The following is a 20,050-nucleotide window of genomic DNA, read 5'->3' as shown; positions in this document are numbered from 1 at the left end:
AAAAAACCCGGGCGGGAGCAGACTCCGCCCGGGCAGTCGGCCTCCGTTCAACGGGAGACGCCTTGGGTGAAGGATGCGCCGTGCCAATCGGCATCGGCGACGGCGCTGCGGCTGAGGTATTGCGGTTCGGGTTCGGCCTCGACGATCTGCTGCTGCGGTCTGTAGCTGGCGAAGTAGCCCTTCACACCATCGAGAATCTGCCGCGCCAGCTTGTCCTGGAAGGCATCCGAGGCGAGGAGTCTTTCTTCTTCGGGGTTGCTGATGAAAGCGGTCTCGACCAGCACCGAGGGGATGTCCGGGGCCTTGAGCACGGCAAAGCCGGCCTGCTGGACATCGCGCCGCTGCAGGCGGTTGATCTTCGACAGCGAGCCCAGGATACGGCCGGCGACGTCGAAGCTCGCCTCGCGCGTGGCGCCTTGCGACAGATCGATCAGCACCGCGGCGAGTTCATCGTCCTTGTCGTGCAGATGCACGCCGCCGACCAGATCCGCGGCATTCTCCTTCTGCGCGAGCCAGCGCGCATGTTCGCTGCTGGCGCCACCGTTGGACAGCACGTAGACCGCCGAGCCGCGCATGTCACGCCGCGTGAACGCATTGCAGTGTATCGAGACGAACAGATCGGCCTGATGTTTGCGCGCGATGTTGACGCGTTCGCGCAAGCCGAGGAAATAGTCGCCGTCACGGGTCATCACCGCGCGCATGTTCGGCGTATGGTTGATCAGCTTGGCGAGCTTGCGCGAAACCTTGAGCGCGACGTCCTTTTCCAGCAGTCCGCTGCGCCCCTTGGCGCCTGGATCCTGGCCGCCGTGACCGGCATCGATCGCGATGACCACCGGACGGCTTTGCAGCTTGACCTTTGGTGCCGGCTCGGCGACCGCACTGGCGAGCGCCGTTTCCGCCGCCACCGACGCCGGCGCTGCAGTGCCCGCGGATGGATGCGCGAGATCGACCACCAGCCGATGGCCGCTGCCGCTCTCCGGCGGCAGCGTGAAGCTGCTCGCGAACACGCGGTCTCGGACATCGAGCACCACGCGCACGCCGTCACCGCGCGGCCCGCTGCGCAGACGCTGCACGATCCCCTGCCCGGCGGTGGCCTGGACGCGCGCGATCGCGCCGGCATCGAGGCCCTGGATGTCGATCACCACGCGCTCGGGACCGGAGAGCGTGAACAGCTCGTGCGCGGCGGGAGTGTCCAGATCGAACACCACGCGGGTCGATTCGGCCTCGCTGAAGACGCGCAAGTCACGCAGCTCGGCGGCCGAAGCCGCCGCGTTCATCGCGATCGCGATCAGTAGCAAACCCCAGCGCATGCGCCCTTCCGTACACGGCTGCTGCGCAAATTACGCCGTCCAGCGCTCGAATGCAAGCGGAATATTACGCCCAAACATCGAGATAGCCACAACTCTTAAGACAAAGCCTGCAGTCCGGCGCGAACGCTGTCGGCAAGTCCGGCCTCACCGTGGACCTCCAGGGTCCGCGCGCTGCCGCGCACGGCGAGCCGCAGCACCAGCGTCGGCGCCGGCAACAGACCCTGCGCGCGCTGCGGCCATTCCACCAGCCACAGGGTCTGATCGGGCGGATAGGCGTCCAGCCCCAGCGTCCACCACTCGTGTGGATCGGCGAGGCGATACAGGTCCATGTGCACGACGCTGCGCGTACCGATCGCGTAGGGTTCGACCAGCGTGTACGTCGGCGAGCGCACCGGACCGGCGACGCCCAGTGCGCGCAGCAGCCCGCGCACGAGCGTCGTCTTGCCCGCCCCCAGATCGCCTTCGAGAAAGACCACGGCGCCGGCACGCGCATCCAGCGCCTGCGTCAGCACCACACCGGCCGCCTCGGTCGCGGCGGCGTCGGCCAGAACGATCGCGTCCGTGGTCTCCTTGCCGCTCATGACGGATTGAGCATGCTGCGCAGTTCGGCGATCACGTCGCTCGGCAATAAACCGCGCTCACCACCGCGGGCGGCGCGATCGCCGGCGCACGCGTGGGCGAGCACGCCGAGCTGCGCCGCGCGTTGCGCATCGCCGGTCTGTGCCCACAACGCCGCGATCACGCCGGTGAGCGCATCGCCCATGCCTGCCACCGCCATGCCCGGATTGCCCTCGGCGCAGATGTGCGCCGGTGTGCCGCTGATGATGCTGCCGGCACCCTTCAACACGACCACGGCGTGGTAGCGCGCGGCGAGCCGTTCGGCGGCCTCGAGCCGCTGCGCCTGCACCTGCGCGGTCGAGCACTGCAGCAGGCGCCCGGCCTCGCCCGGATGCGGCGTCAGCACCCAGTTGCCGCGTGCGCGCGGAAAGCGCGCCAGCAGATTGAGTGCGTCGGCATCGACGATAAGGGGATGCGTGCCGGCGAGCACGCGCGCGTAGAGCGTGCGCGCCCATTCGTCCTGCCCGAGCCCCGGACCGAGAGCGACGACACTCGCGCGCGCGAGTAATGGATCGAGCGCGTCCGCATCATCGATGCCCGCCACCATCAGCTCCGGCTGCGCCGCGGTGAGCGCCGGTGCGTGCTCACGACGGGTCGCCAGCGTCACCAGCCCGGCGCCTGCGCGTAGCGCCGCGCGGCCGGCGAGCAGGGCCGCGCCAGCCATGCCGTGATTGCCGCCGATGACCAGCACATGCCCGGACAGGTTCTTGTGCGCATCGCGCCGGCGCGGGGCCAGTGCGCTCAGCTCCCGCGCCGACTGCAAGCGGGCGCGCGGCAGCAGGCCGGCGAAGATCGAAGACGGCACGTCCAGCGAGGCATACACACGCTTTCCGGAGAACGCCGGACCGCGCCCGGTCCACAGGCCCAGCTTGTTGCCGATGAAGGTGACGGTGACATCGGCGTGCACGCAGTCCCCTGGCACGTGACCGCTGCTCGCGTCCAGGCCCGAGGGCACATCGACCGCGAGCACGCGGGCACCCTCGTCTCGCGCGCGATTGATCGCTGCGATCGCCGCCTGCATCGCGCCCTGCGGCTCGAGCCCGAGGCCCGTGCCGAGTAGGGCGTCGACGACCCAGTCGCTGCGAGCCAGCGCGCCGAGATCTTCTTCGATCGTGCCGCCATCGCCGAGCCAGGCGCGCCGCGCGCGCGCGGCCTCGCTCCCCGCGCGCGGCTCGGCGAGCGCGACCACGCGTACCTGCGCCCCGGCAGCCCGCGCCAGGCGCGCGATCTCGTAACCGTCACCGCCGTTGTTGCCGGTACCACAGAGCACACTCACGCTGCGCGGCTGCGGCTGCGCGCTCATCGCCTGCCAGCACGCCAGCGCCGCACGCTGCATCAGCGTGTAGCCGTCGATGCCGCTGGCAATCGCACGGCGATCCAGCTCGCGCACCTGCTCGGCGTCGTACAACGCGTGCATCAACTCGGACATGCGGACAGTATAAGAGCCCGTCCCGTTTGCCAGCCGAACGCATCCGTACATGAGTCCCGCAAGTCAGCTCGCGCCCGTCCCCGCCGATCTGCCCGCGCGGATCGTGGATTGGGCGCGCGAGCTCGGCTTTGCCGACGCCGGCATCTCGAGCTGCGAGCTCGACGCCGACGCCGCGCACCTGCGCGACTGGCTCGCGCAGTCGCGCCACGGCCAGATGACGTGGATGGCGCGCGACCCGCACAAGCGCCACACCCCATCCGCTCTGCATCCGGGCACGCTCAGCGTGATCAGCGTCCGCATGCCCTACCGGCCGCTGGCCGCGGACGCGCAGCAGGTGCTGGCCGATGGGGAGCGCGCCTATATCTCGCGCTATGCCCTGGGCCGCGACTACCACAAGCTGATGCGCGCACGCCTGCGCAAGCTCGCGCTGCGTATCGAGGATGCCGTCGGTCCGCACGGATACCGCGTGTTCGCCGACAGTGCGCCGGTCCTCGAAAAGGCTCTGGCGCGTGACGCCCGGCTCGGCTGGATCGGCAAGCACACCTTGCTGATCAACGAGCAGTCGGGCTCGTGGTTCTTTCTCGGCGAGATCTACACCGATCTACCGCTGCCCAAACCGTCGAGCGCGCCGGTCACCGACCGCTGCGGCCGCTGCATGGCCTGCATCCGCATCTGTCCGACACAGGCCATCGTCGCGCCCTACCAGCTCGACGCGCGACGCTGCATCTCGTATCTGACCATCGAGCATCGCGGTGCGATTCCACTCGAGTTGCGGCAGCTGATCGGTAATCGCGTCTTTGGCTGCGACGACTGCCAGCTCGTGTGCCCGTGGAACCGCCACGCGCAACTCGCGACCGAGGCGGATTTCGCCCCGCGTCACGGCCTGGATACCGCGCGCCTGGTCGATCTGTTCGCGTGGACCGAGGACGAGTGGCGGCGCCGCACCGAGGGCATGGCGCTGCGCCGCGCCGGCTACGCCGGCTGGCTACGCAACCTCGCCGTCGCGCTCGGCAATGCCCCCCGCTCACAAGCCGTCATCGACGCCTTGAATCGTCGCGCCGAGCACGACGATGCCATGGTCCGCGAGCACGTCGCCTGGGCGCTCGCGCGTCACCGGTCGCAGACGGCGTCCGGCTGAAGCGTTTCGATCCGCGCCCGCGTGTCGCGCAGGGTGTCGCGCTGCGCCGGCTCCACCGCCGCCGTCAGCGCCGCGTCGATCTCGGCCAGCGCATCGGCGCGGCAGCCCATCTGCGCCAGCACCCAAGCGTGGTTGTTGCGCAACCATGGCGTATCGCCGCCGCTAGTGAGCGCGCGTTCGTAGGCACGCGCTGCAGACGCCCAGAGGCCGCGCTGGGCCAGACCGTTGCCGAGCGCGGTCCACGTCATCGGCACCGCCGGCCAGCGCCGCGTCGCCGCCCGATAAGCGGTGATCGCGATCTTGAGCTCGCCGAGCGACTCGAACGCGGCGACGGCGCGCAGCCAGGATTGCACCTCGGCGCTGACCGGCGGCGCATCGGGCCGCGCGACGACGAGCATCCAGCGGCCGGCGCGATCCCAGCTTTGCAGAAAGCGTCGCGCCGACATTTCCAGCCGCCGCTCGCGCCCCGAGCGCAGCACGAAACGCTGCTGCCGCGGATCGAAACCGACGACCACCGCGTAATGCCAGACCGGCAAGCCGCGCGTACCCAGGTTCTGCAGCACCAGCACCGGACGGCCTGCGTGAAGCTCGGCCAGTGCGGCGTCGATGTGCGGAGCCAGCACGAAAGGCACACGCGCGCGTCGGCGCACCGCGGCGATGATTTCGGCCTGCAGGCTGCCCTGTCGTGCCGGCACATAGATTTCCGGCACCAGCGCCTCCGGCGAGACGTCGACACCGTCGGCCGCCAGCACGGTCGCCAGCGCCGCCGGCCCACAGTGATACTCATCCTGAGGATGAAACGGCACCGCGGCCAGTTCCACCGGGACCGATTCGGCGCGCAGACGCAGTGTCTCCGGGCCTGCGCAGGCCCCGATCATCAGCGCAACCATCAGCAAACCCGGCGCCCGCCAGCGCCGGGGGGGCGGCGCCATCCGCCTCAGATGGCAGTGAAGACGTTGATGACGCCGACCAGTTCGAGAATCAGCAGCACGAGAAACACCACGCCGATGACCTCGAGTGCGCCGGCGCCGGCCGGGAGCTCGTCGATCCGTGCCGCCAAGCCTTGCAGCTCGGATTCGGTGAGCGCGGCGACCCTGCGCTGCGCATCGGCGGGGTCGATCCCCCAGTCCTGCAACTTTTGCTGCACGTCCGCGCGCGCGATGAACGCCTCGACCTGGTTCCGCGCCGCGGACGGCGACAGCATCTGCTCGGTGCCGACGATGGCCGCCGACGCCGGTGCGGCAATCGTCGCCATACCCAACGCCACCGCCACGACGACCGCCAAGACACCGCGACATCCATCCATGGTGCACCTCGTTCGTGTTGAGTCGTACGTTCTTTGCATCGTATCGGCTGCATCGTATCCCGCCAACCGGACGATGCCCGGCGTCAGCCCTGCGGGTAGATCCGGGACCACAGCGTGCGCGTCGACGCATCAAGGCCAGCGAGCTGCTGCGGATCGGCGATGCGCTGCGCCAGTTGCTTGCCCAGCTCCACGCCCCATTGGTCGAAGGCATTGATGTTCCAGATCACCGACTGCACGAAGCAGCGGTGCTCGTAGAGCGCCAGCAGCGCGCCCAGATGATAGGCGTCAAGACGCGGCAGCAGCACCGTATTGCTCGGCCGATTGCCGGGACAGACGCGATGCGCGATGGCGCGCTCGAGCGCCTCGCCGGACCAGCCCGCCGCGGCCAGCTCCGCGCGCACGTCGTCCGCGCTCCGGCCACGCATCAGCGCCGCCGACTGCGCCAGGCAGTTGGCTACGAGCATGCGCTGCATCTCGTCGAAAGGATGATCCGCAACCTGCGGCAGGATGAAGTCGATCGCATGCACCGCCGGGCCCTGATGCAGCATCTGGAAGTAGGCGTGCTGGGCGTTGGTGCCGACGCTGCCCCAGAGTACCGGCGTGGTGGCATAGTCGACGGCGCGCCCGTCGCGGTCGACGCGCTTGCCGTTGGATTCCATCTCCAGTTGCTGCAGCCAGCCGCCGAACAGCGACAGCCGCTCGGCGTACGGCACCACGACCTGACTCGCACAGCCGAAGAAGTTGGTGTTCCAGACACCGAGCAGACCCATCAGCACCGGCAGGTTGGACTGCGGCGGCGCCTCGACGAAATGGCGATCCATCGCGTGGGCCCCGGCGCACAGCGCCTCGAAGCGCTGCGGTCCGAGCGCGAGCATGATCGCAAGGCCGACCGCGCTCCACAGCGAATAGCGGCCACCGACCCAGTCCCAGAAGCCGAACGTCGAAGCGGAGTCGATACCGAAGGCACGTGCGGCCTCGGCGTTGGTCGACACGGCGACGAAATGACGGCTCACCGCCGAGTCCCCGAGTGCCGCGACCAGCCAGGCGCGTGCGCGCCGTGCATTGGCCAGAGTCTCCTGCGTCGTGAACGTCTTGCTGGTGACGATGAACAGCGTGCGCGCCGGATCGAGCGTCGGAAGCAGCGCGTGCAGTTCCGCGCCATCGACATTGGCGACGAAGTGTGCACGCGGCCCGTCGATCTGCGGCGCCAGCGCCGCGCAGACCATGCGCGGCCCGAAATCGGATCCACCGATGCCGATGTTGACCACATCGGTGATGCGCGCCCCCGAAACCCCGCGATACGCGCCGCCACGCAGCGCATCGGCGAAGCGCGCCATCGCCGCGCGCACCGCGTGCACCTCGTCGGCCACGGCGGCGAACCCGGCGTGATCGCGCGGTGCGCGCAGTGCCATGTGCAGCGCGGCGCGGTCCTCGGACCCGTTGATCCGCTCGCCGGCGTACAGACGCCGACGCCACGCCGATAGCTCGCAGGCCTCGGCCAGCGCGAACAGCGCGCTGCGGACCTCGGCATCGACGCACTGCTTGGAGTAGTCCAGATACAGGCCACAAGCCTCGGCGGCGAAATCCTGCGCACGCCGCGCATCTTGAGCGAACAGCTCGACGACACGGTGCTGGCGCATGCGCGCCGCGTGGGCGTGCAGACTGCGCCATGCATCGGTTCGCGAAGTGATCATCATGTTCCGCACTCATCAAGCGGAGCCCAAGGCTAACGGCCCTCGCACGATCGGGGAAGCCGGCGCACGGCAGCCCCGTGCATACCAGCGCCCACATGTACGTCCGCCGTGGTCCACTGGGTAGCGGCCAGACACAGCCATGCCGCTGCGGCGCAATACCCTGCGGCGCGGGATCGCGCGAGCACGACGCAATGCGTCCTGCGTCTGGTCTTGACTCCGGCCCCGAGTCCAGGGTTTAGCATGAGGACCCGCCTCGATGGAGACCGACCATGCGCAGCCTGCGCATCAGCCAGCTTGCCGAACAGGCCGGCGTCGGCATCGACACCGTGCGCTACTACGAGCGCAGCGGTCTGTTACCGGAGCCGCCGCGCAGACCGTCTGGCTATCGTGAGTACCCGCCGCAGAGCCTGCAGCGCCTGCGCTTCATCCGTAAGGCCAAGGCACTCGGCTTCAGCCTCGACGACATCGCGGGCCTGCTGGACCTGTCCGACCGGCGCGGCGATGCCGAAGCGGTGAAGCATCTGGCGCAACAGCGTCTCGCCGAGGTCGAAGCAAAACTGCGTGAGCTGCGGCGCATACGCGACGGCCTGCGCCGGCTGGTCGATGCCTGCCCGGGACACGGTGCGGCCGAACACTGCCCGATCCTGCAGGCGCTCAGTGGAGACGCCGCATGAACCCTTGCGTCTCCAACTCCGCCCCGGAACACGGCGATCGCCATGCCTGCTGCGAAACCGCCCCAATGCCGGCCGCTTCGCACGGCGGCGGCCATGCGCACGGTCATCACGGCGCACGCAACGACTGGCCGACCGCCGCCCGCATCACCCTGCACTGCCTGACCGGCTGCGCGATCGGCGAATGGATCGGCCTGTCGATCGGCGTCGGCCTCGGCTGGGGCATAGCCGCGACGATCACGCTGGCGGTGACGCTCGCCTTCGCCTGCGGCTTTGCGCTGGCGATCATTCCGCTGGTGCGCGGCGGCATGACGGCGCGTCAGGCGCTGCGCATCGTCTGGCTCGGCGAGACCGTGTCGATCGCGGTCATGGAGCTGGTCATGAATCTGGTCGACTATCAGCTCGGCGGCATGGGACCCGGCATGAGTCCCGCGCATCCCCAGTTCTGGCTCGCCTTCGCGATCGCCGCCTTCGCCGGCTACGCCGCCGCGCTGCCGGTGAACAAGTGGCTGCTGGCACGCAACCTCAAGCGCTGCCACTGAGGTCGCGCCGTTTCATACGTCGGTGATCTGCGAGCGCCATACTGGCGCGTCTGGATCATACGGGAGCGAACATGCAGCGGCGCAGATTTCTTCAAGGCCTGGGCGGACTTTCGGGCAGCGTGCTGCTGCCGGGTTGCGGCAGCAGCACCATCCCCGGCAATGACGGCGTGGCCGGCAAGGTGCGCTTCGAGCACGGCGTCGCCAGCGGCGATCCGCTGACCGACCGCGTGATCCTGTGGACGCGCGTGACGCCCGCAACCGATGGCCCGGTGCGCGTGCGCTACGTCGTCGCCCGCGACCCGGACTTCAAGCAGGTGCTCATCAGCGATACGGTCGTGACCGACGCGACGCGCGACTACACCGTCAAGGTGGACCCGACCGGGCTTGCCCCCGGCACGCACTACTGGTATCGCTTCGAGGCCGGCGGCGCCGTCTCGCCGGTCGGCCGCACCAAGACCCTGCCGATCGGCCACGTCGAGCGCCTGCGCTTTGCCTTCACCTCGTGCTCGAACTATGCGGCCGGCTATTTCGGCGTCTACCGGCGCATGGCCGAACGCAGCGATCTCGACGCCGTATTCCATCTCGGCGACTATCTCTACGAGTCGGGCTCCAGCGGCGTGGAGGGCCTCAACCGCGGTCACAGCAACGGCCGCGAGACGATCACGCTCGCCGACTACCGCGACCGTCACGCGCAGTACCGCACCGATCCCGACCTGCAGGCGATGACCGCAGCGCATCCGCTGATCGCGGTCTGGGACGACCACGAGTCGGCCAACGATGCCTGGCAGGGTGGCGCCGAGAATCACACCGAGGGCGAGGAAGGCATCTGGGCACTGCGCAAGGCGGCCTCGATCATGGCCTATTTCGAGTGGATGCCGATCCGCCTCGTCGATCCGTCCGAGCCGCAGCGCATCTGGCGCCAGTTCGTCTTCGGCGATCTGGTGGATCTCATGATGCTCGACACGCGCCTGTACGGACGCGACGAGCAGCTCGGCACGCCGCCGCTCGATCCGGTCGCACTCAACGACCCTCGGCGACAGCTCCTCGGCGTGCCGCAGGAAAACTGGCTGATCGAGCGTCTGACGACCTCCACCGCACGCTGGAAACTGCTCGGCCAGCAGGTGATGTTCGCGCAACTGCGACTGGCATCCTTGCCTGATCTTGCCCTGCTCGGCACCACGCTCGCCGAGGAACTGCTGGCGATCAATGGCGATCAGTGGGACGGCTATCCGGCGGCGCGCGACCGCGTGTTCGACGCACTCGAGCGCGCCGGCGTCGACAACCTGGTCGTGCTCACCGGCGACATCCACAGCTCCTGGGGCAGCGAGCTGTACCGCGATCCCGGCGAACTGGTGACGCTGCTCGACAACACCGTCGGCGATCCGCTCGACCTCGGCCTGATCAAGGCGCTGGGCGTGGAGTTCGTCTCGCCGTCCGTCACCTCCAGCGGCTTCCCCGACGGCACCACACCGCTGCTGCAGGCGGCGTTGCGCGTCGCCGACCCGCACATCAAATACTTCGAAGGCCAGCGCCACGGCTACGTGCTGCTCGACATCACCCACGAACGCACCCAGGGCGAATGGTGGTACGTGGACTCCATCCTCGAACCCGACTCGCCCGAACGGTTCGGCTACGCGCTGTACACGAACGCAGGCGAGAACCGCCTGCGGGCCGCCGGTGGTCCGAGCGCAACGTAGCGGACGGTGCTCACGTCAACAGCATGGCCGACATCGTCAACCTGAAACGCTTTCGCAAGCGCAAGGCGCGCGAGGCCGCCGCGCGCCAGGCCGAGGAGAATCGCGTGCGCTTCGGTCGTACCAAGGCACAGAAGCAGCGCGACGCCGCCGAGGCCGAGGAGGCGCAGCGCCGGCTCGATCGGCTGCGGCGCGATCCGGCGCAGCCCGATGCGGTCCGAGACGAACGCGACGCCGGTGCCGATCAGGCGTAGCGCCAGCGCTGCCCGTCCTTGGAGTCCTCGACCAGCACGCCGCGTGCCTTGAGCGCATCGCGGATGCGGTCGGATTCGGCCCACCGCTTGTCCTTGCGGGCTTGTGCGCGTTGCGAGAGCAAGGCCTCGATCTCCTCCGCCGACGGCGCCCCGGCAGCGAGCGGCGAATGCGCGAACCACGCCACCGGGTCCTGCTGCAAGAGGCCGAGCAGTTCGCCGGCATCGAGCATCTGCGCCTTGATCCGGGACCTCTCGTCCGGCGTCGTCGCCTTGTTTGCGGCGCGGGCGAGCTCGAACAGTTCGGCCAGCGCCATCGGCGTGTTGAGATCGTCCTCGAGCGCGGCGATGAATCTTTCCGGTGCCTTGACCCCGGCCACCGGCGTCACATCCAGCAGCTCGCGCAGCGCGCCGTAGAGGCGGTCGAGCTTCTTGCGCGCTTCCGTCACGACCTCGTCGGTCCAGTCGATCGGCTGGCGGTAGTGGCCGGTCAAGAGCACCAGGCGAATCACCTCGCCGGGCACGGTCTTGAGCAGCTCGTGCACCAGCAGCACGTTGCCGAGCGACTTGGACATCTTCTGGCTGTCGACATTCAGAAAACCGTTGTGCAGCCAGTAACGCGCGAGCACCTTGCCGCCGTGCGCACAGGTGGACTGCGCGATCTCGTTCTCGTGGTGGGGGAAGATCAGGTCGTGGCCGCCGCCATGGATGTCGATGGTCTCGCCCAGCAGCGCCTCGGCCATCGCCGAGCACTCGATGTGCCAGCCCGGACGGCCGCGACCCCAGGGCGATGCCCAGCCCGGCTGCTCGTCGCTGGACGGCTTCCACAGTACGAAGTCACCCGCATGCTTCTTGTAAGGGGCGACCTCCACGCGCGCGCCGGCCATCAGTGCCTGCTCGCCGCGGCCGGACAGGCGACCGTACTCGGGGAAGCTCGGCGTATGGAACAGCACATGCCCCTCGGCCTCATACGCATGACCGCGGTCGATCAGGCGCCGGATCATGTCGATGATCTGCGGCAGGTGCTCGGTCACGCGCGGTGCATGATCGGGCGGCAGTACGCCGAGCGCGGCCATGTCCTCGTGATAGATCGCCGCATAGCGGTCGGTGATCACGCGGATGTCGACGCCTTCCTTGGCCGCCGCGGCGTTGATCTTGTCGTCGATGTCGGTGATGTTGCGGACGTAGACGACCTGAGGGAAACGCCGCCGCAGCACGCGCGCGAGCACGTCGAACACCACCGCCGGCCGCGCGTTGCCGATGTGCGCGTAGCTGTAGACCGTCGGTCCGCAGACGTACATCGTCACCCGCCGCGGATCGATTGGAACGAAGTCTCGTTTGCTGCCGGAGAGGGTGTCGTACAGCTGCATGGTTCGAAACGCTCAGGGAAAAATGCGCGCAGATTACTCGGATATCGCTCACCGCGCATCGGCCTCACTCGGGCAGGCGCCGACGCGACAAGGCAGCGAGTGCGGTGCGTCGCGCATCGGCATCGAGCTTGGTGAGGCGCCCGACTTCGTCGTGAAAGCGCGCCCAGTCGCGATCCGCCTGCTCGAACACGAGCGCGAACGCCGGCACGTATTCGTCGTACAGACCAAACGGCAGCAGACGCGCGTTGTTCGGCGCATCGTCGGCGAAGAAGCCGTCGTAACGCGGATCGCCGTCCCAGGCGGTGTCACGCAGACGCAGGTACTGCGCCTTGAGCCGGGCGAACTCCTCGGCCTTGCGCGCGCGCATCGCCTCGGCGGACAGCGGTAGCGCGTACAAATCCTCCAGCCGCTGGCGCGCCGCGAGAATCAGTTGCACGAACTGCGTGCGCCGGCCGCGTGCGACCGCATCCGGCGGCGCAACGTCCGGGTGTTGCGCCAGATACTCGCGCAGCCCCTGCTGCTCGATGAAACTCGCGTACGACTCGTTGAAGGCACTGTCGTCACGCACGTACAGCTTCTGGTGCGCCAGCTCGTGGAACAACGTGCCGATCAGCGTCGCATCGTCCCAGCGCATCATCGTGCTCAGCAGCGGATCGTCGAACCAGCCCAGCGTCGAGTACGCCGGCACGCCGCCGATGTGCACGTCATAGCCCTGGGCGCGTAGTTCGCGTGCGCGCGCTTCAGCCTTGTCCAGCGCGTAGAAACCCTGGTAGGCGACACAGCCGGCGAACGGGAAGCAATGCTCCAGCGGTGCGAGCGAGAATTCCGGTGTCGCGAACACGTTCCAGGCGACGTACTCGCGCTGCAAATCCGCATAGGCGGTATAGCTGCCGTTGGCCGGCAGGTGCAGATGCGCGGCGGCCCAGGCGCGCGCTTCGCGCACCGTGCAAAGGCGCTCGCGCAGCGCAGCGTCGGTGGCTGGATCCTCGATCAGCCGCGCGATCGGCTGACGCGCCGACAGCAATGCGATCTGCCCGCCGGCGAGATGCGCGTAGTAGCCAAGGCGCGTGCACGAAACGCCGGACACGCTGGCAAGGACGATGAAGGCGATTTTTGCCAGTCGCATCGAAAGTCACGAAAGCGTAATCTGACACGTGCTCAAGGACGTATTAGGCACAACATCAGGCACAGGATAGTGCCGCTGCCCCCAGGAGGAGTGTTTTCCATGTCGATGCGCATCCCTGTCCTCACCGGTCTCGTCGTACTCTTGACCGCCTGTGGCGGCGACGGCGGCTCTATCGACAACAGTCCGCTGCCGGCCGACGAGACGCCGCCGCGCGTCGCGGTGGCCGCCGATCGCGCCGGCACCGTCTACCGTCAGGAAGTCGTCTCGCCGGTGACCGGCGACACCACCGTCATACAGGTGTTCGAGCCGACGCGGCTCGAAGTCGGCAAGACCTACCCCTTGGTCTTGCACGGCCACGGCTATGGCGGCTCGCGTGAGACCACCGCGCCCGACGGCAGCTTCATCAAGCGCCTCAACGACGCCGGCTACTATGTGATCTCCATCGACCAGCGCGGCTTCGGCGAGTCCAGCGGCACCGTGCGCGTGATGGACCCGGACTACGAGGGCCAAAACCTGATCGCGATACTGGACTGGGCCGAGAACCTCGAAGGTCTGCGCCGCCGCGGCAACGGCGAGATGTACGTCGGCAGCTACGGCGGCTCTTACGGCGGCATGTACCAGTTCCTGCTCGCCGGCGCCGATCCCAAGCAGCGCCTGCGCGTGATCGCGCCGGACATCACCCCGCACGATCTGGTCTACGCGCTCAACCCGCACGAGGTGATCAAATCCGGCTGGGCGCTGGTGCTGGTCGCCGGCGGCGAGGCCAGCAACATCACCGGCCTTTCGGCCGGCCAGATTCCGACGGGGACGAACCAAGACGCAGCGATCATCGAAACCCTGATCGAAGGTTCGCTCAGCAACCAGTTCCCCGAGCCCGGCCGCAACTTCTTCGCCTACCACAGCGTGCGCTACTTCTGCGACGGCGTGGCGCCAGGGCCGCAGGACTTCCAGTTCGCGACGCCCGATACCTTCCTCGTACCACCGGGGCCCTTCCCGGCAATCGACGCGCTGATCACGCAGGGCTTCAAGGACACGCTGTTCAACTTCAACGACGGCCTGCGCAACTATGAGTGCCTCAAGGCGCGCGGCGGCGACGTGCGCCTACTCACCCACCAATCCGGCCACATCCTGCCAGTGTCGAGCGAGCCGCTCGAAGGGCCGTTCGATCCGTTCTACGCGGCGCTGACCCTACCCAACTTCCAGGACGCCGGCGGCAGCGGCGCCTGCGGCAGCCTCGACATGGCGGAACTGCGCTTCGCCTGGTTCGAGGAAAAGCTGCGCGGCCAGTCCGGCGCCATCGACGCGGTGCTGACCACCGGTCACGACGTCTGCCTGAGCCTCGCCGAGGACGACGCCATCAGCGTGCGCAGCGTCAAGCGCGGCGGCGAGAGCTTCCCGATCGCCACCGGCACGCCGCAGCTCAGCGGTGCGCTCGGCGTGCTCGGCTCGTTGCTCGGCAATGCGGCGCGCGAGGCGCTCTTGGCGACACAGCCGCTCAAGACCATCGGCGCCGGCGGCGCGATCCTCGCCGGCGTGCCGCTGATCGACGTGGAGATCACCGGGCTGTCCGGCTTCGAGATGGAAACCTGTGCGACGCCGGTCATCCAGCTCGGCTGCGATCCGATTCTGTTCGTCGGCATCGGACGCCGCGCCGCCGGCAGCGAGCGCTGGGATCTGATCGACGACCAGCTCACGCCGCTACGCGGCTTCGGCCGCCACACGCTGGAGATGACGGGCATCGGCGAGCGTCTCGCCGAGGGCGACGCGCTGGGCCTTCTGATCTATGGCTTCCATCCGCAGTTCCCGATCACCTGGTCGCGCGACCTCTTCGTGCCGGCGCTGAACCTCTCCGGCAGCGTGCAGCTGCCGCTGCTCGCGCCGAGCGAGATCGTGCGTGAGGGCGTGTAACCAGCTTCACTCAAACCGTTCGGATCGAGTCGCCCGCCACGCGGGCGCATAGAAACCTGCCGCGAGCGTGGCAGATCCGTATCGAGGCCGGCGTCCCGGCCTCGATACACCGCGCTGGCACTCCGCCCGAACGGCGCAGATGCGGGCCGAAACTACGCCGCTCGGTCGAGCCAGACCTCCAGGCCCTGCGCGTTCAGCTCCATGTCGAAGGCCAGCAGCTTGCGCGCGCGCGCCTCGGACACCGGCGCATCGAGCATGGCCAGTTCGCGCAGGGCGTCCGCCATCAAGGCCGCGACCAGCTTGGCGTGGCGCTGGGGTTGCTTCGCGAGCGCCTCGGCGATCGTGCGGTAACGCTCGATGCCGGCGCGCAGCATCCGCGCCAGATGCTCGACGTTGTCGACACAGCCGTAGTGCGTGAGATACATGCGCTGCGGGGCGAAGGACAGGAGCCGGTCCAGCGTCTGCATCCACGCGTCCGGCTCGAACTGCACCGGCGTGGTCGTCGGGAACAGGAACGGGCCGCCGGGCCCGTCGAACTCCCGATACGACAGGCCGAAACTGTCGCCGCAGAAGAAGCCGCGCGACACCACGTCCCAGACGCAGAAGTGATGGCGCGCATGTCCCGGGGCGTCGACGAACTGCAGCTCGGCATCGCCGAACGGCAGACGGGCACCGTCGTCGGCGACGATCACGCGATCCTCGGGCACCGGCACGATCTCGCCGTACATGCGTGCGACCGCCGCCGCGCCGTAGACCGCCTGCGCGCCGACGATCAGCTTGGACGGATCGATCAGATGTCGCGCGCCGCGCGGATGCGCGACGAGCTTGGCCGCCGGCAACTCGCGCAGCAGTGCGCCGGCGCCGCCGGCGTGGTCCAGATGCACGTGCGTGGGAATGACGTAGCGCACACGCTCGCGCGCCAGACCGCGCGCATCGAGCAAGGCCAAAAGGCGCGGCACGCCGGGCGCGGTGCCGGCTTCGACGAAGGCGAGGTCCTCGCCACGCCGCACGAGATAGCAGCAGGCCAGACCGGCGCGTTCCTGCAGTGTGTCGACGCAAACAATGCCGTGCGGGTAATCGATGACGGGCGGCAGACGCGGCTGGGGATCGGCGTTCATCTCGGAGAGTGCGGCGGTCGTATCGGTCGGGCCTGTGGCTGTCGGCCACGGCGCGCGATTGTGCGCGATTCGCCCATCGCCCCGCTACGCAGCCGCCGTCTGGCGCAGCAGGCCGACGAGCTCCTCGCGCCGGAACAAGCCGAGCTTGCGGTAGATGCGCGAGGCGTGATTGGCCACGGTGCTGATCGCGATGTCGAAGTCGCGGGCGATGGTCTTGAAGGTCTTGCCGGCGGCGAGCGCGCGGGCAATCTCTTGCTCGCGCGGGGTGAGGGCGTCCAGCGGGTGCGGCCGGCGCGCATGCATCAGCAGCAGCCCGCCGCTGCGCCGCATGCGAACGTGCAGCCGGTCGAGATCGAGCTCGCCATGCCCTGGGGCGAGCACCGCCGCCGGCAGCGGGAACGGCAGACGTGGATCGTCCCCGGTGTGCCCGAGATCCGGCAGCAGTTCGAAGAAGCGCCGGCTGGCGAGGACGATGCGCCCCTGCGCATCGACCAGTGCGGCGCAACCGCGGGAGGGCCGCCCCAAGGATTGCAACCATTGGTCGCGCTGGATCAGCTGCAGCAGCGAAAGACTGCCGGCCTGCACCAGGTGGCCCAGTGCACGTTGCAGCGCAGCGCCGGCGACCCCGGGTGCGCCGGCGAACAGCAGCAGCACCGTGCTGTGCAGCGGCATTGCACGATGTACCAGCCGCAAGGCCAGCGCGGTAGCCGCCGGGCGTCCGTCGACCAACCAGTCCGCGGCCGGCGAGAGCTCGCGCCAGCGCCGATCCGACGAACAGGCGATCGCCGCCACCTGCGCGGCCTCGAGCGATGACCGCCAGTGGGTGAAATCGGCCTGCTGCCCCTGCGCGGTCTGGGTCAGCCAGGCGGCGGCCCCGGCCCCACACCAGGCACACAGCCGCTCCAAGGCGGCGGCGCGAAAAACCGCGGGGTCCGGATATTCGACGACACAGCCGTACAGCGCCTCGATGAGCCGGTCGAGCCCGCTGTCTGCCATGTCCGGCATCCTCGTCGTCCCGTGTCGATGGCCGCAGCCGATGCGGCATCCCTGCGCTGTGTTTACGCGTAGATACAACACGCTCGCCGCCGGCCGCAAGCGCTTGGGGAAAACCCTGACGCGCGGCGGCGCCGGACGGCCTACACTGCGCGCACGGTACGTTTCGTGCTTGCGTTACCGATCATCCGGCCCGCCAGAGGCCGGACTTGTCGTCATTGGAAGAGGGTGAGAGATGAACCATGTTGCGACTCCGGGCCGCAGCCGCGGCGCCGCGCTGTTGTTGTGCGTGCTGCTCGCTGCCTGCGGCAGCAGCACCGCGCCCCAGACCGGCGGCGTGCCGGCCCAGCCCGGCGGCATCGCCCCGCTACCCCCGCCACCGCCGCTCGCCGAAGCCCAGTGCACCGACCCCGAGGCCGCCACCACCGAACGCATCGGTCTGCTCGGGGAGGACGAGCTGCTCGAGGTGATCGTCAGCTTCGACGGCGAGGGCCCGCTCGGCCCCGACCGCATCGGTCTGCTCGAACGGCTCGGTCTGCGGGGTTACACCCTCAGTCGCCTGCCGATCGCCGGCGTGCTGGCCACGCGCCGTCAGATCGAGGCTCTGCAAGCGCTGCCCGGTGTGCGCTCGGTGCGCTGGAACGCACCGCTGAGCTACGAGGACGAGGTCGCCCGCTACCTGACCTCGGTGGACCAGGCCCAGGCGGCGCCGGCGCTGCGCAACGCCACCGGCGAGCCGATCACCGGCAAGGGCGTGACCATCCTGGTCAACGACTCCGGCATCGACGCGACGCATCCGGATCTCGCCTTCGGCGACAAGGTGGTGCGCAATGCCCTCGGGCACCTGAACCTGCGCAGCCTGACCGAGAACCAGATGGTGCCGTTCACGCCGATCGAGGGCGTGCCCAACACCGACCTGCTCGGCTCGCACGGCACCCACGTGGCCGGCATCGCCGGTGGTGACGGCACGGCCTCGGGCGGCCGCTTCGCCGGCGCGGCCAAGGGCGCCACGCTCGTAGGCTACGGCTCCGGCGCGGTCGTGTTCGTGCTCGACACGCTCGGCGGCTTCGATTACGCGCTCAAGCTGCTCGACGAAGCGCCGGAGCTCAACCTGCGCATCGTCACCAATTCCTTCGGCAACACCGGCGACGTCGGTACCTGCTTCGATCCCGACGATCCGACCAACATCGCCACCAAGGCGCTGGCCGATCGCGGCGTCATCGTCGTGTTCTCGGCCGGCAATTCCGGATCGGGCCAGGACACGATCACCGGCAACTTCAAGAAAGCACCCTGGGTGTTGGTGGCCGCCAACGGCGAGAAATCCGGCCTGCTCGCGCCGTCGTCGTCGCGCGGCTCGCTGGCGCACCCGAGCTACACGGTCGAGGTCGACGGTGAAACCTTCGTGGTCGAAGACCGGCCGACCGTGGTCACGCCGGGCACCGACTACATCTCCGCGCGCGCCGTCGCCGCCGATCCGTTCACGCCGCTGGATCTGCAGGCCGATATCGAGTCCGGCGAGATTCCGCCGGAACTGATTCCGTTCTACACGCGCAAGACCGGCACCAGCATGGCCGCGCCGCACCTGGCCGGCCTGACCGCGCTGCTGCTCGAAGCCAACCCGGCGCTGACCTGGCGCGAGGTCAAACAGATCTTCAAACAGACCGCGACGAATATGCCCGGCTACGCGAGCTGGGAAGTGGGTGCCGGCTTCGCCAACGTCGAGGCCGCGCTGGCAGTGGCGCTCGCGCTGCGCGACGACTACGGCAGCACCAATCACTCGCAGCGCGGCTTCTACGCCGAGATCGGCCTGGGCGACGCCAGTAGCGAGCGCTACACCATCGACTTCGCGCCGGTCGGGCCAGTCAGCGAGGTGCAGTTCGAGGTCGGCGACGACATCGCCCTGGTCACCGCGCAGTGGAGCCAGCCGCTCGGCAATCCCTGCACCTGCGCGGTCGTGCTGATCGACCCCGAAGGCACGCGCTATGGCTCGGGCATCGCCCTGCCACTACTCGGCTCGAATGTCGCCGCCGTCGGCCGCGGCATTCCTGGCACCTGGACTCTCACCTTGCGCGGCATCGGCTCGGTGTCCGGCGTGCCGCTCGATCCGGCCGGCGTCACCAACGGCATCGCCGGCCCCGGTTCGGCGGACATCAACGTCACCCAGTTCACTGCCGCCGCGCCGCGCGGCGTGGACGACGTGTTCGGCCATCCGCTCGAAGCGTTCGTGCTGACCGCGGTCGCCGAGCGCCTGATCGACGGCCTGCCCGGCGGCTTCAAGCCGGACCTGCCGCTGACACGCGCGCAGTTCGCCGAATACCTCATGGCCTGGGGCGTGCGCCAGACGCGCGCGCACGACGGCAGTTTGCGCTTCATCGACATCCCGGCCGACGCCGGCCATGTCGCCGCCGCGGCAGAAGCCGTCACGCGCAGCGGCCAGCTGATCCTGAGCCGCGATACTGCCTCGCTGCCGTTGATGCCGCTGCAGGGCGCCAACTTCCGGCCCTCGGCGCCGGTCACGCGCGAGCAGGTCGCCTACGCGCTGGTCCAGGCCATCGGCCTGCAGGCGCGCGCCCAAGGCCATGCCGGCACTGCGCTCACCGCGCCGGACGCCGACGGCAACCCGGTGCCGGTGGTCGACGCCGCCGACGTCGACCCTGCCCTGCTCGGCCACGTCCAGGAAGCCCTGAACCTGCGCATCCTCGATGCCGAAATCGAGGACGGCCAGGCGCGCATCAACCCGCGTGGCACCGTCAGCCGCGCCGAGTACGCCGCGTTCGCCGTGCGCACCTTCGCGACCGTACCGTTCCCGAGCTGAGGACCGGCCGCGGGACCATCGAGGCCGCGGGCGGCGATGCTCGCGGCCCTCCAAAGGCCATACCACG

17 protein-coding genes are annotated in these 20,050 nt (G+C 69.0%); 7 read left to right on the top strand and 10 right to left on the bottom strand.

Features of this window, described 5'->3' with window-relative positions; translation table 11 throughout:
• Positions 1-47: 47 nt before the first annotated feature.
• The 3 genes from ABSH63_RS08545 to ABSH63_RS08535 form a co-directional block, all read right to left on the bottom strand.
• The gene (locus ABSH63_RS08545) at positions 48-1,310 is read right to left on the bottom strand and encodes an N-acetylmuramoyl-L-alanine amidase (protein WP_352889002.1); all 1,263 of its coding nucleotides are present in this window, start codon (positions 1,308-1,310) and stop codon (positions 48-50) included.
• A 95-nt stretch (positions 1,311-1,405) separates the two neighbouring features.
• The gene (gene tsaE / locus ABSH63_RS08540) at positions 1,406-1,891 is read right to left on the bottom strand and encodes a tRNA (adenosine(37)-N6)-threonylcarbamoyltransferase complex ATPase subunit type 1 TsaE (protein WP_352889000.1); all 486 of its coding nucleotides are present in this window, start codon (positions 1,889-1,891) and stop codon (positions 1,406-1,408) included.
• Positions 1,888-3,357 (bottom strand): NAD(P)H-hydrate dehydratase, encoded by a 1,470-nt coding sequence (locus ABSH63_RS08535; protein ID WP_352888998.1) that lies wholly within the window; start codon positions 3,355-3,357, stop codon positions 1,888-1,890. The genes tsaE and ABSH63_RS08535 overlap by 4 nt, the downstream gene beginning before the upstream one ends.
• 49 nt (positions 3,358-3,406) lie before the next feature.
• On the opposite strand from ABSH63_RS08535, the gene queG reads away from it, so the two are divergent.
• A complete protein-coding gene (gene queG / locus ABSH63_RS08530) occupies positions 3,407-4,495 on the top strand; it encodes a tRNA epoxyqueuosine(34) reductase QueG (protein ID WP_352888997.1) in 1,089 nt (362 codons plus the stop codon).
• Here the strand turns inward: queG and ABSH63_RS08525 are convergent.
• The 3 genes from ABSH63_RS08525 to pgi all read right to left on the bottom strand — a co-directional run bounded on the left by ABSH63_RS08525 (position 4,468) and on the right by pgi (position 7,498).
• A complete protein-coding gene (locus ABSH63_RS08525) occupies positions 4,468-5,427 on the bottom strand; it encodes a PA2778 family cysteine peptidase (protein WP_352888996.1) in 960 nt (319 codons plus the stop codon). The two genes, queG and ABSH63_RS08525, sit on opposite strands and share 28 nt — an antisense overlap.
• 5 nt (positions 5,428-5,432) lie before the next feature.
• Positions 5,433-5,801: a PA2779 family protein gene (locus tag ABSH63_RS08520; RefSeq protein WP_352888995.1), complete on the bottom strand. Its 369-nt coding sequence runs from the start codon at positions 5,799-5,801 to the stop codon at positions 5,433-5,435.
• Positions 5,802-5,884: 83 nt separating this feature from the next.
• Positions 5,885-7,498 (bottom strand): glucose-6-phosphate isomerase, encoded by a 1,614-nt coding sequence (pgi, locus tag ABSH63_RS08515; RefSeq protein ID WP_352888993.1) that lies wholly within the window; start codon positions 7,496-7,498, stop codon positions 5,885-5,887.
• Positions 7,499-7,764: 266 nt separating this feature from the next.
• On the opposite strand from pgi, the gene ABSH63_RS08510 reads away from it, so the two are divergent.
• The 4 genes from ABSH63_RS08510 to ABSH63_RS08495 all read left to right on the top strand — a co-directional run bounded on the left by ABSH63_RS08510 (position 7,765) and on the right by ABSH63_RS08495 (position 10,656).
• Positions 7,765-8,169 carry a MerR family transcriptional regulator gene (locus ABSH63_RS08510; RefSeq protein WP_352888991.1) on the top strand — a complete coding sequence of 135 codons (405 nt, stop codon included), beginning with the start codon at positions 7,765-7,767 and terminating at the stop codon, positions 8,167-8,169.
• Positions 8,166-8,708, top strand: coding sequence for a DUF4396 domain-containing protein (locus ABSH63_RS08505; RefSeq protein WP_352888990.1), 543 nt, complete (start codon positions 8,166-8,168; stop codon positions 8,706-8,708). The genes ABSH63_RS08510 and ABSH63_RS08505 overlap by 4 nt, the downstream gene beginning before the upstream one ends.
• 71 nt (positions 8,709-8,779) lie before the next feature.
• The gene (locus tag ABSH63_RS08500) at positions 8,780-10,405 is read left to right on the top strand and encodes an alkaline phosphatase D family protein (RefSeq protein WP_352888989.1); all 1,626 of its coding nucleotides are present in this window, start codon (positions 8,780-8,782) and stop codon (positions 10,403-10,405) included.
• Between the two features lie 23 nt (positions 10,406-10,428).
• Positions 10,429-10,656, top strand: coding sequence for a DUF4169 family protein (locus tag ABSH63_RS08495; protein ID WP_352888988.1), 228 nt, complete (start codon positions 10,429-10,431; stop codon positions 10,654-10,656).
• On the opposite strand, the gene cysS is transcribed toward ABSH63_RS08495, so the two are convergent.
• Positions 10,647-12,023, bottom strand: a complete 1,377-nt coding sequence (gene cysS / locus ABSH63_RS08490; RefSeq protein WP_352888986.1) for a cysteine--tRNA ligase — start codon at positions 12,021-12,023, stop codon at positions 10,647-10,649. The two genes, ABSH63_RS08495 and cysS, sit on opposite strands and share 10 nt — an antisense overlap.
• A gap of 64 nt (positions 12,024-12,087) precedes the next feature.
• Positions 12,088-13,149: an aminopeptidase gene (locus tag ABSH63_RS08485; protein ID WP_352888985.1), complete on the bottom strand. Its 1,062-nt coding sequence runs from the start codon at positions 13,147-13,149 to the stop codon at positions 12,088-12,090.
• Between the two features lie 99 nt (positions 13,150-13,248).
• On the opposite strand from ABSH63_RS08485, the gene ABSH63_RS08480 reads away from it, so the two are divergent.
• Entirely contained in the window at positions 13,249-15,057 is a 1,809-nt protein-coding gene (locus ABSH63_RS08480; protein WP_352888984.1) for an alpha/beta fold hydrolase, read from the top strand.
• Between the two features lie 152 nt (positions 15,058-15,209).
• Here ABSH63_RS08480 and ABSH63_RS08475 read toward each other — a convergent pair whose 3' ends face one another.
• Together ABSH63_RS08475 and ABSH63_RS08470 are read right to left on the bottom strand one after the other, a co-directional pair.
• The gene (locus ABSH63_RS08475; RefSeq protein ID WP_352888983.1) at positions 15,210-16,175 is read right to left on the bottom strand and encodes an MBL fold metallo-hydrolase; all 966 of its coding nucleotides are present in this window, start codon (positions 16,173-16,175) and stop codon (positions 15,210-15,212) included.
• Positions 16,176-16,259: 84 nt separating this feature from the next.
• Positions 16,260-17,171, bottom strand: coding sequence for a helix-turn-helix transcriptional regulator (locus tag ABSH63_RS08470; RefSeq protein WP_352888981.1), 912 nt, complete (start codon positions 17,169-17,171; stop codon positions 16,260-16,262).
• A 232-nt stretch (positions 17,172-17,403) separates the two neighbouring features.
• Between ABSH63_RS08470 and ABSH63_RS08465 the strand changes: the two genes are divergently transcribed.
• The gene (locus ABSH63_RS08465) at positions 17,404-19,983 is read left to right on the top strand and encodes a S8 family serine peptidase (protein ID WP_352888980.1); all 2,580 of its coding nucleotides are present in this window, start codon (positions 17,404-17,406) and stop codon (positions 19,981-19,983) included.
• The last annotated feature ends 67 nt before the right edge of the window (positions 19,984-20,050 follow it).

It is taken from the genome of Sinimarinibacterium thermocellulolyticum (assembly GCF_040327995.1).
Lineage (GTDB): Bacteria > Pseudomonadota > Gammaproteobacteria > Nevskiales > Nevskiaceae > Solimonas > Solimonas thermocellulolyticum.
The sequence above is the reverse complement of the archived record's forward strand: the minus strand, read 5'-3'. Positions and strand labels throughout refer to the sequence as shown.

What these genes read in the sequence shown, in the direction of transcription:
- ABSH63_RS08480 (WP_352888984.1), top strand. Translation starts at nt 13,249, where the DNA reads ATGTCGATGCGCATCCCTGTCCTCACCGGTCTCGTCGTACTCTTGACC.
- tsaE (WP_352889000.1), bottom strand. Translation starts at nt 1,891, where the DNA reads ATGAGCGGCAAGGAGACCACGGACGCGATCGTTCTGGCCGACGCCGCC.
- ABSH63_RS08520 (WP_352888995.1), bottom strand. Translation starts at nt 5,801, where the DNA reads ATGGATGGATGTCGCGGTGTCTTGGCGGTCGTCGTGGCGGTGGCGTTG.
- ABSH63_RS08470 (WP_352888981.1), bottom strand. Translation starts at nt 17,171, where the DNA reads ATGGCAGACAGCGGGCTCGACCGGCTCATCGAGGCGCTGTACGGCTGT.
- ABSH63_RS08500 (WP_352888989.1), top strand. Translation starts at nt 8,780, where the DNA reads ATGCAGCGGCGCAGATTTCTTCAAGGCCTGGGCGGACTTTCGGGCAGC.
- ABSH63_RS08495 (WP_352888988.1), top strand. Translation starts at nt 10,429, where the DNA reads ATGGCCGACATCGTCAACCTGAAACGCTTTCGCAAGCGCAAGGCGCGC.
- ABSH63_RS08475 (WP_352888983.1), bottom strand. Translation starts at nt 16,175, where the DNA reads ATGAACGCCGATCCCCAGCCGCGTCTGCCGCCCGTCATCGATTACCCG.
- ABSH63_RS08510 (WP_352888991.1), top strand. Translation starts at nt 7,765, where the DNA reads ATGCGCAGCCTGCGCATCAGCCAGCTTGCCGAACAGGCCGGCGTCGGC.
- ABSH63_RS08525 (WP_352888996.1), bottom strand. Translation starts at nt 5,427, where the DNA reads ATGGCGCCGCCCCCCCGGCGCTGGCGGGCGCCGGGTTTGCTGATGGTT.
- ABSH63_RS08485 (WP_352888985.1), bottom strand. Translation starts at nt 13,149, where the DNA reads ATGCGACTGGCAAAAATCGCCTTCATCGTCCTTGCCAGCGTGTCCGGC.
- ABSH63_RS08535 (WP_352888998.1), bottom strand. Translation starts at nt 3,357, where the DNA reads ATGTCCGAGTTGATGCACGCGTTGTACGACGCCGAGCAGGTGCGCGAG.
- queG (WP_352888997.1), top strand. Translation starts at nt 3,407, where the DNA reads ATGAGTCCCGCAAGTCAGCTCGCGCCCGTCCCCGCCGATCTGCCCGCG.
- ABSH63_RS08505 (WP_352888990.1), top strand. Translation starts at nt 8,166, where the DNA reads ATGAACCCTTGCGTCTCCAACTCCGCCCCGGAACACGGCGATCGCCAT.
- pgi (WP_352888993.1), bottom strand. Translation starts at nt 7,498, where the DNA reads ATGATGATCACTTCGCGAACCGATGCATGGCGCAGTCTGCACGCCCAC.
- ABSH63_RS08545 (WP_352889002.1), bottom strand. Translation starts at nt 1,310, where the DNA reads ATGCGCTGGGGTTTGCTACTGATCGCGATCGCGATGAACGCGGCGGCT.
- cysS (WP_352888986.1), bottom strand. Translation starts at nt 12,023, where the DNA reads ATGCAGCTGTACGACACCCTCTCCGGCAGCAAACGAGACTTCGTTCCA.
- ABSH63_RS08465 (WP_352888980.1), top strand. Translation starts at nt 17,404, where the DNA reads ATGAACCATGTTGCGACTCCGGGCCGCAGCCGCGGCGCCGCGCTGTTG.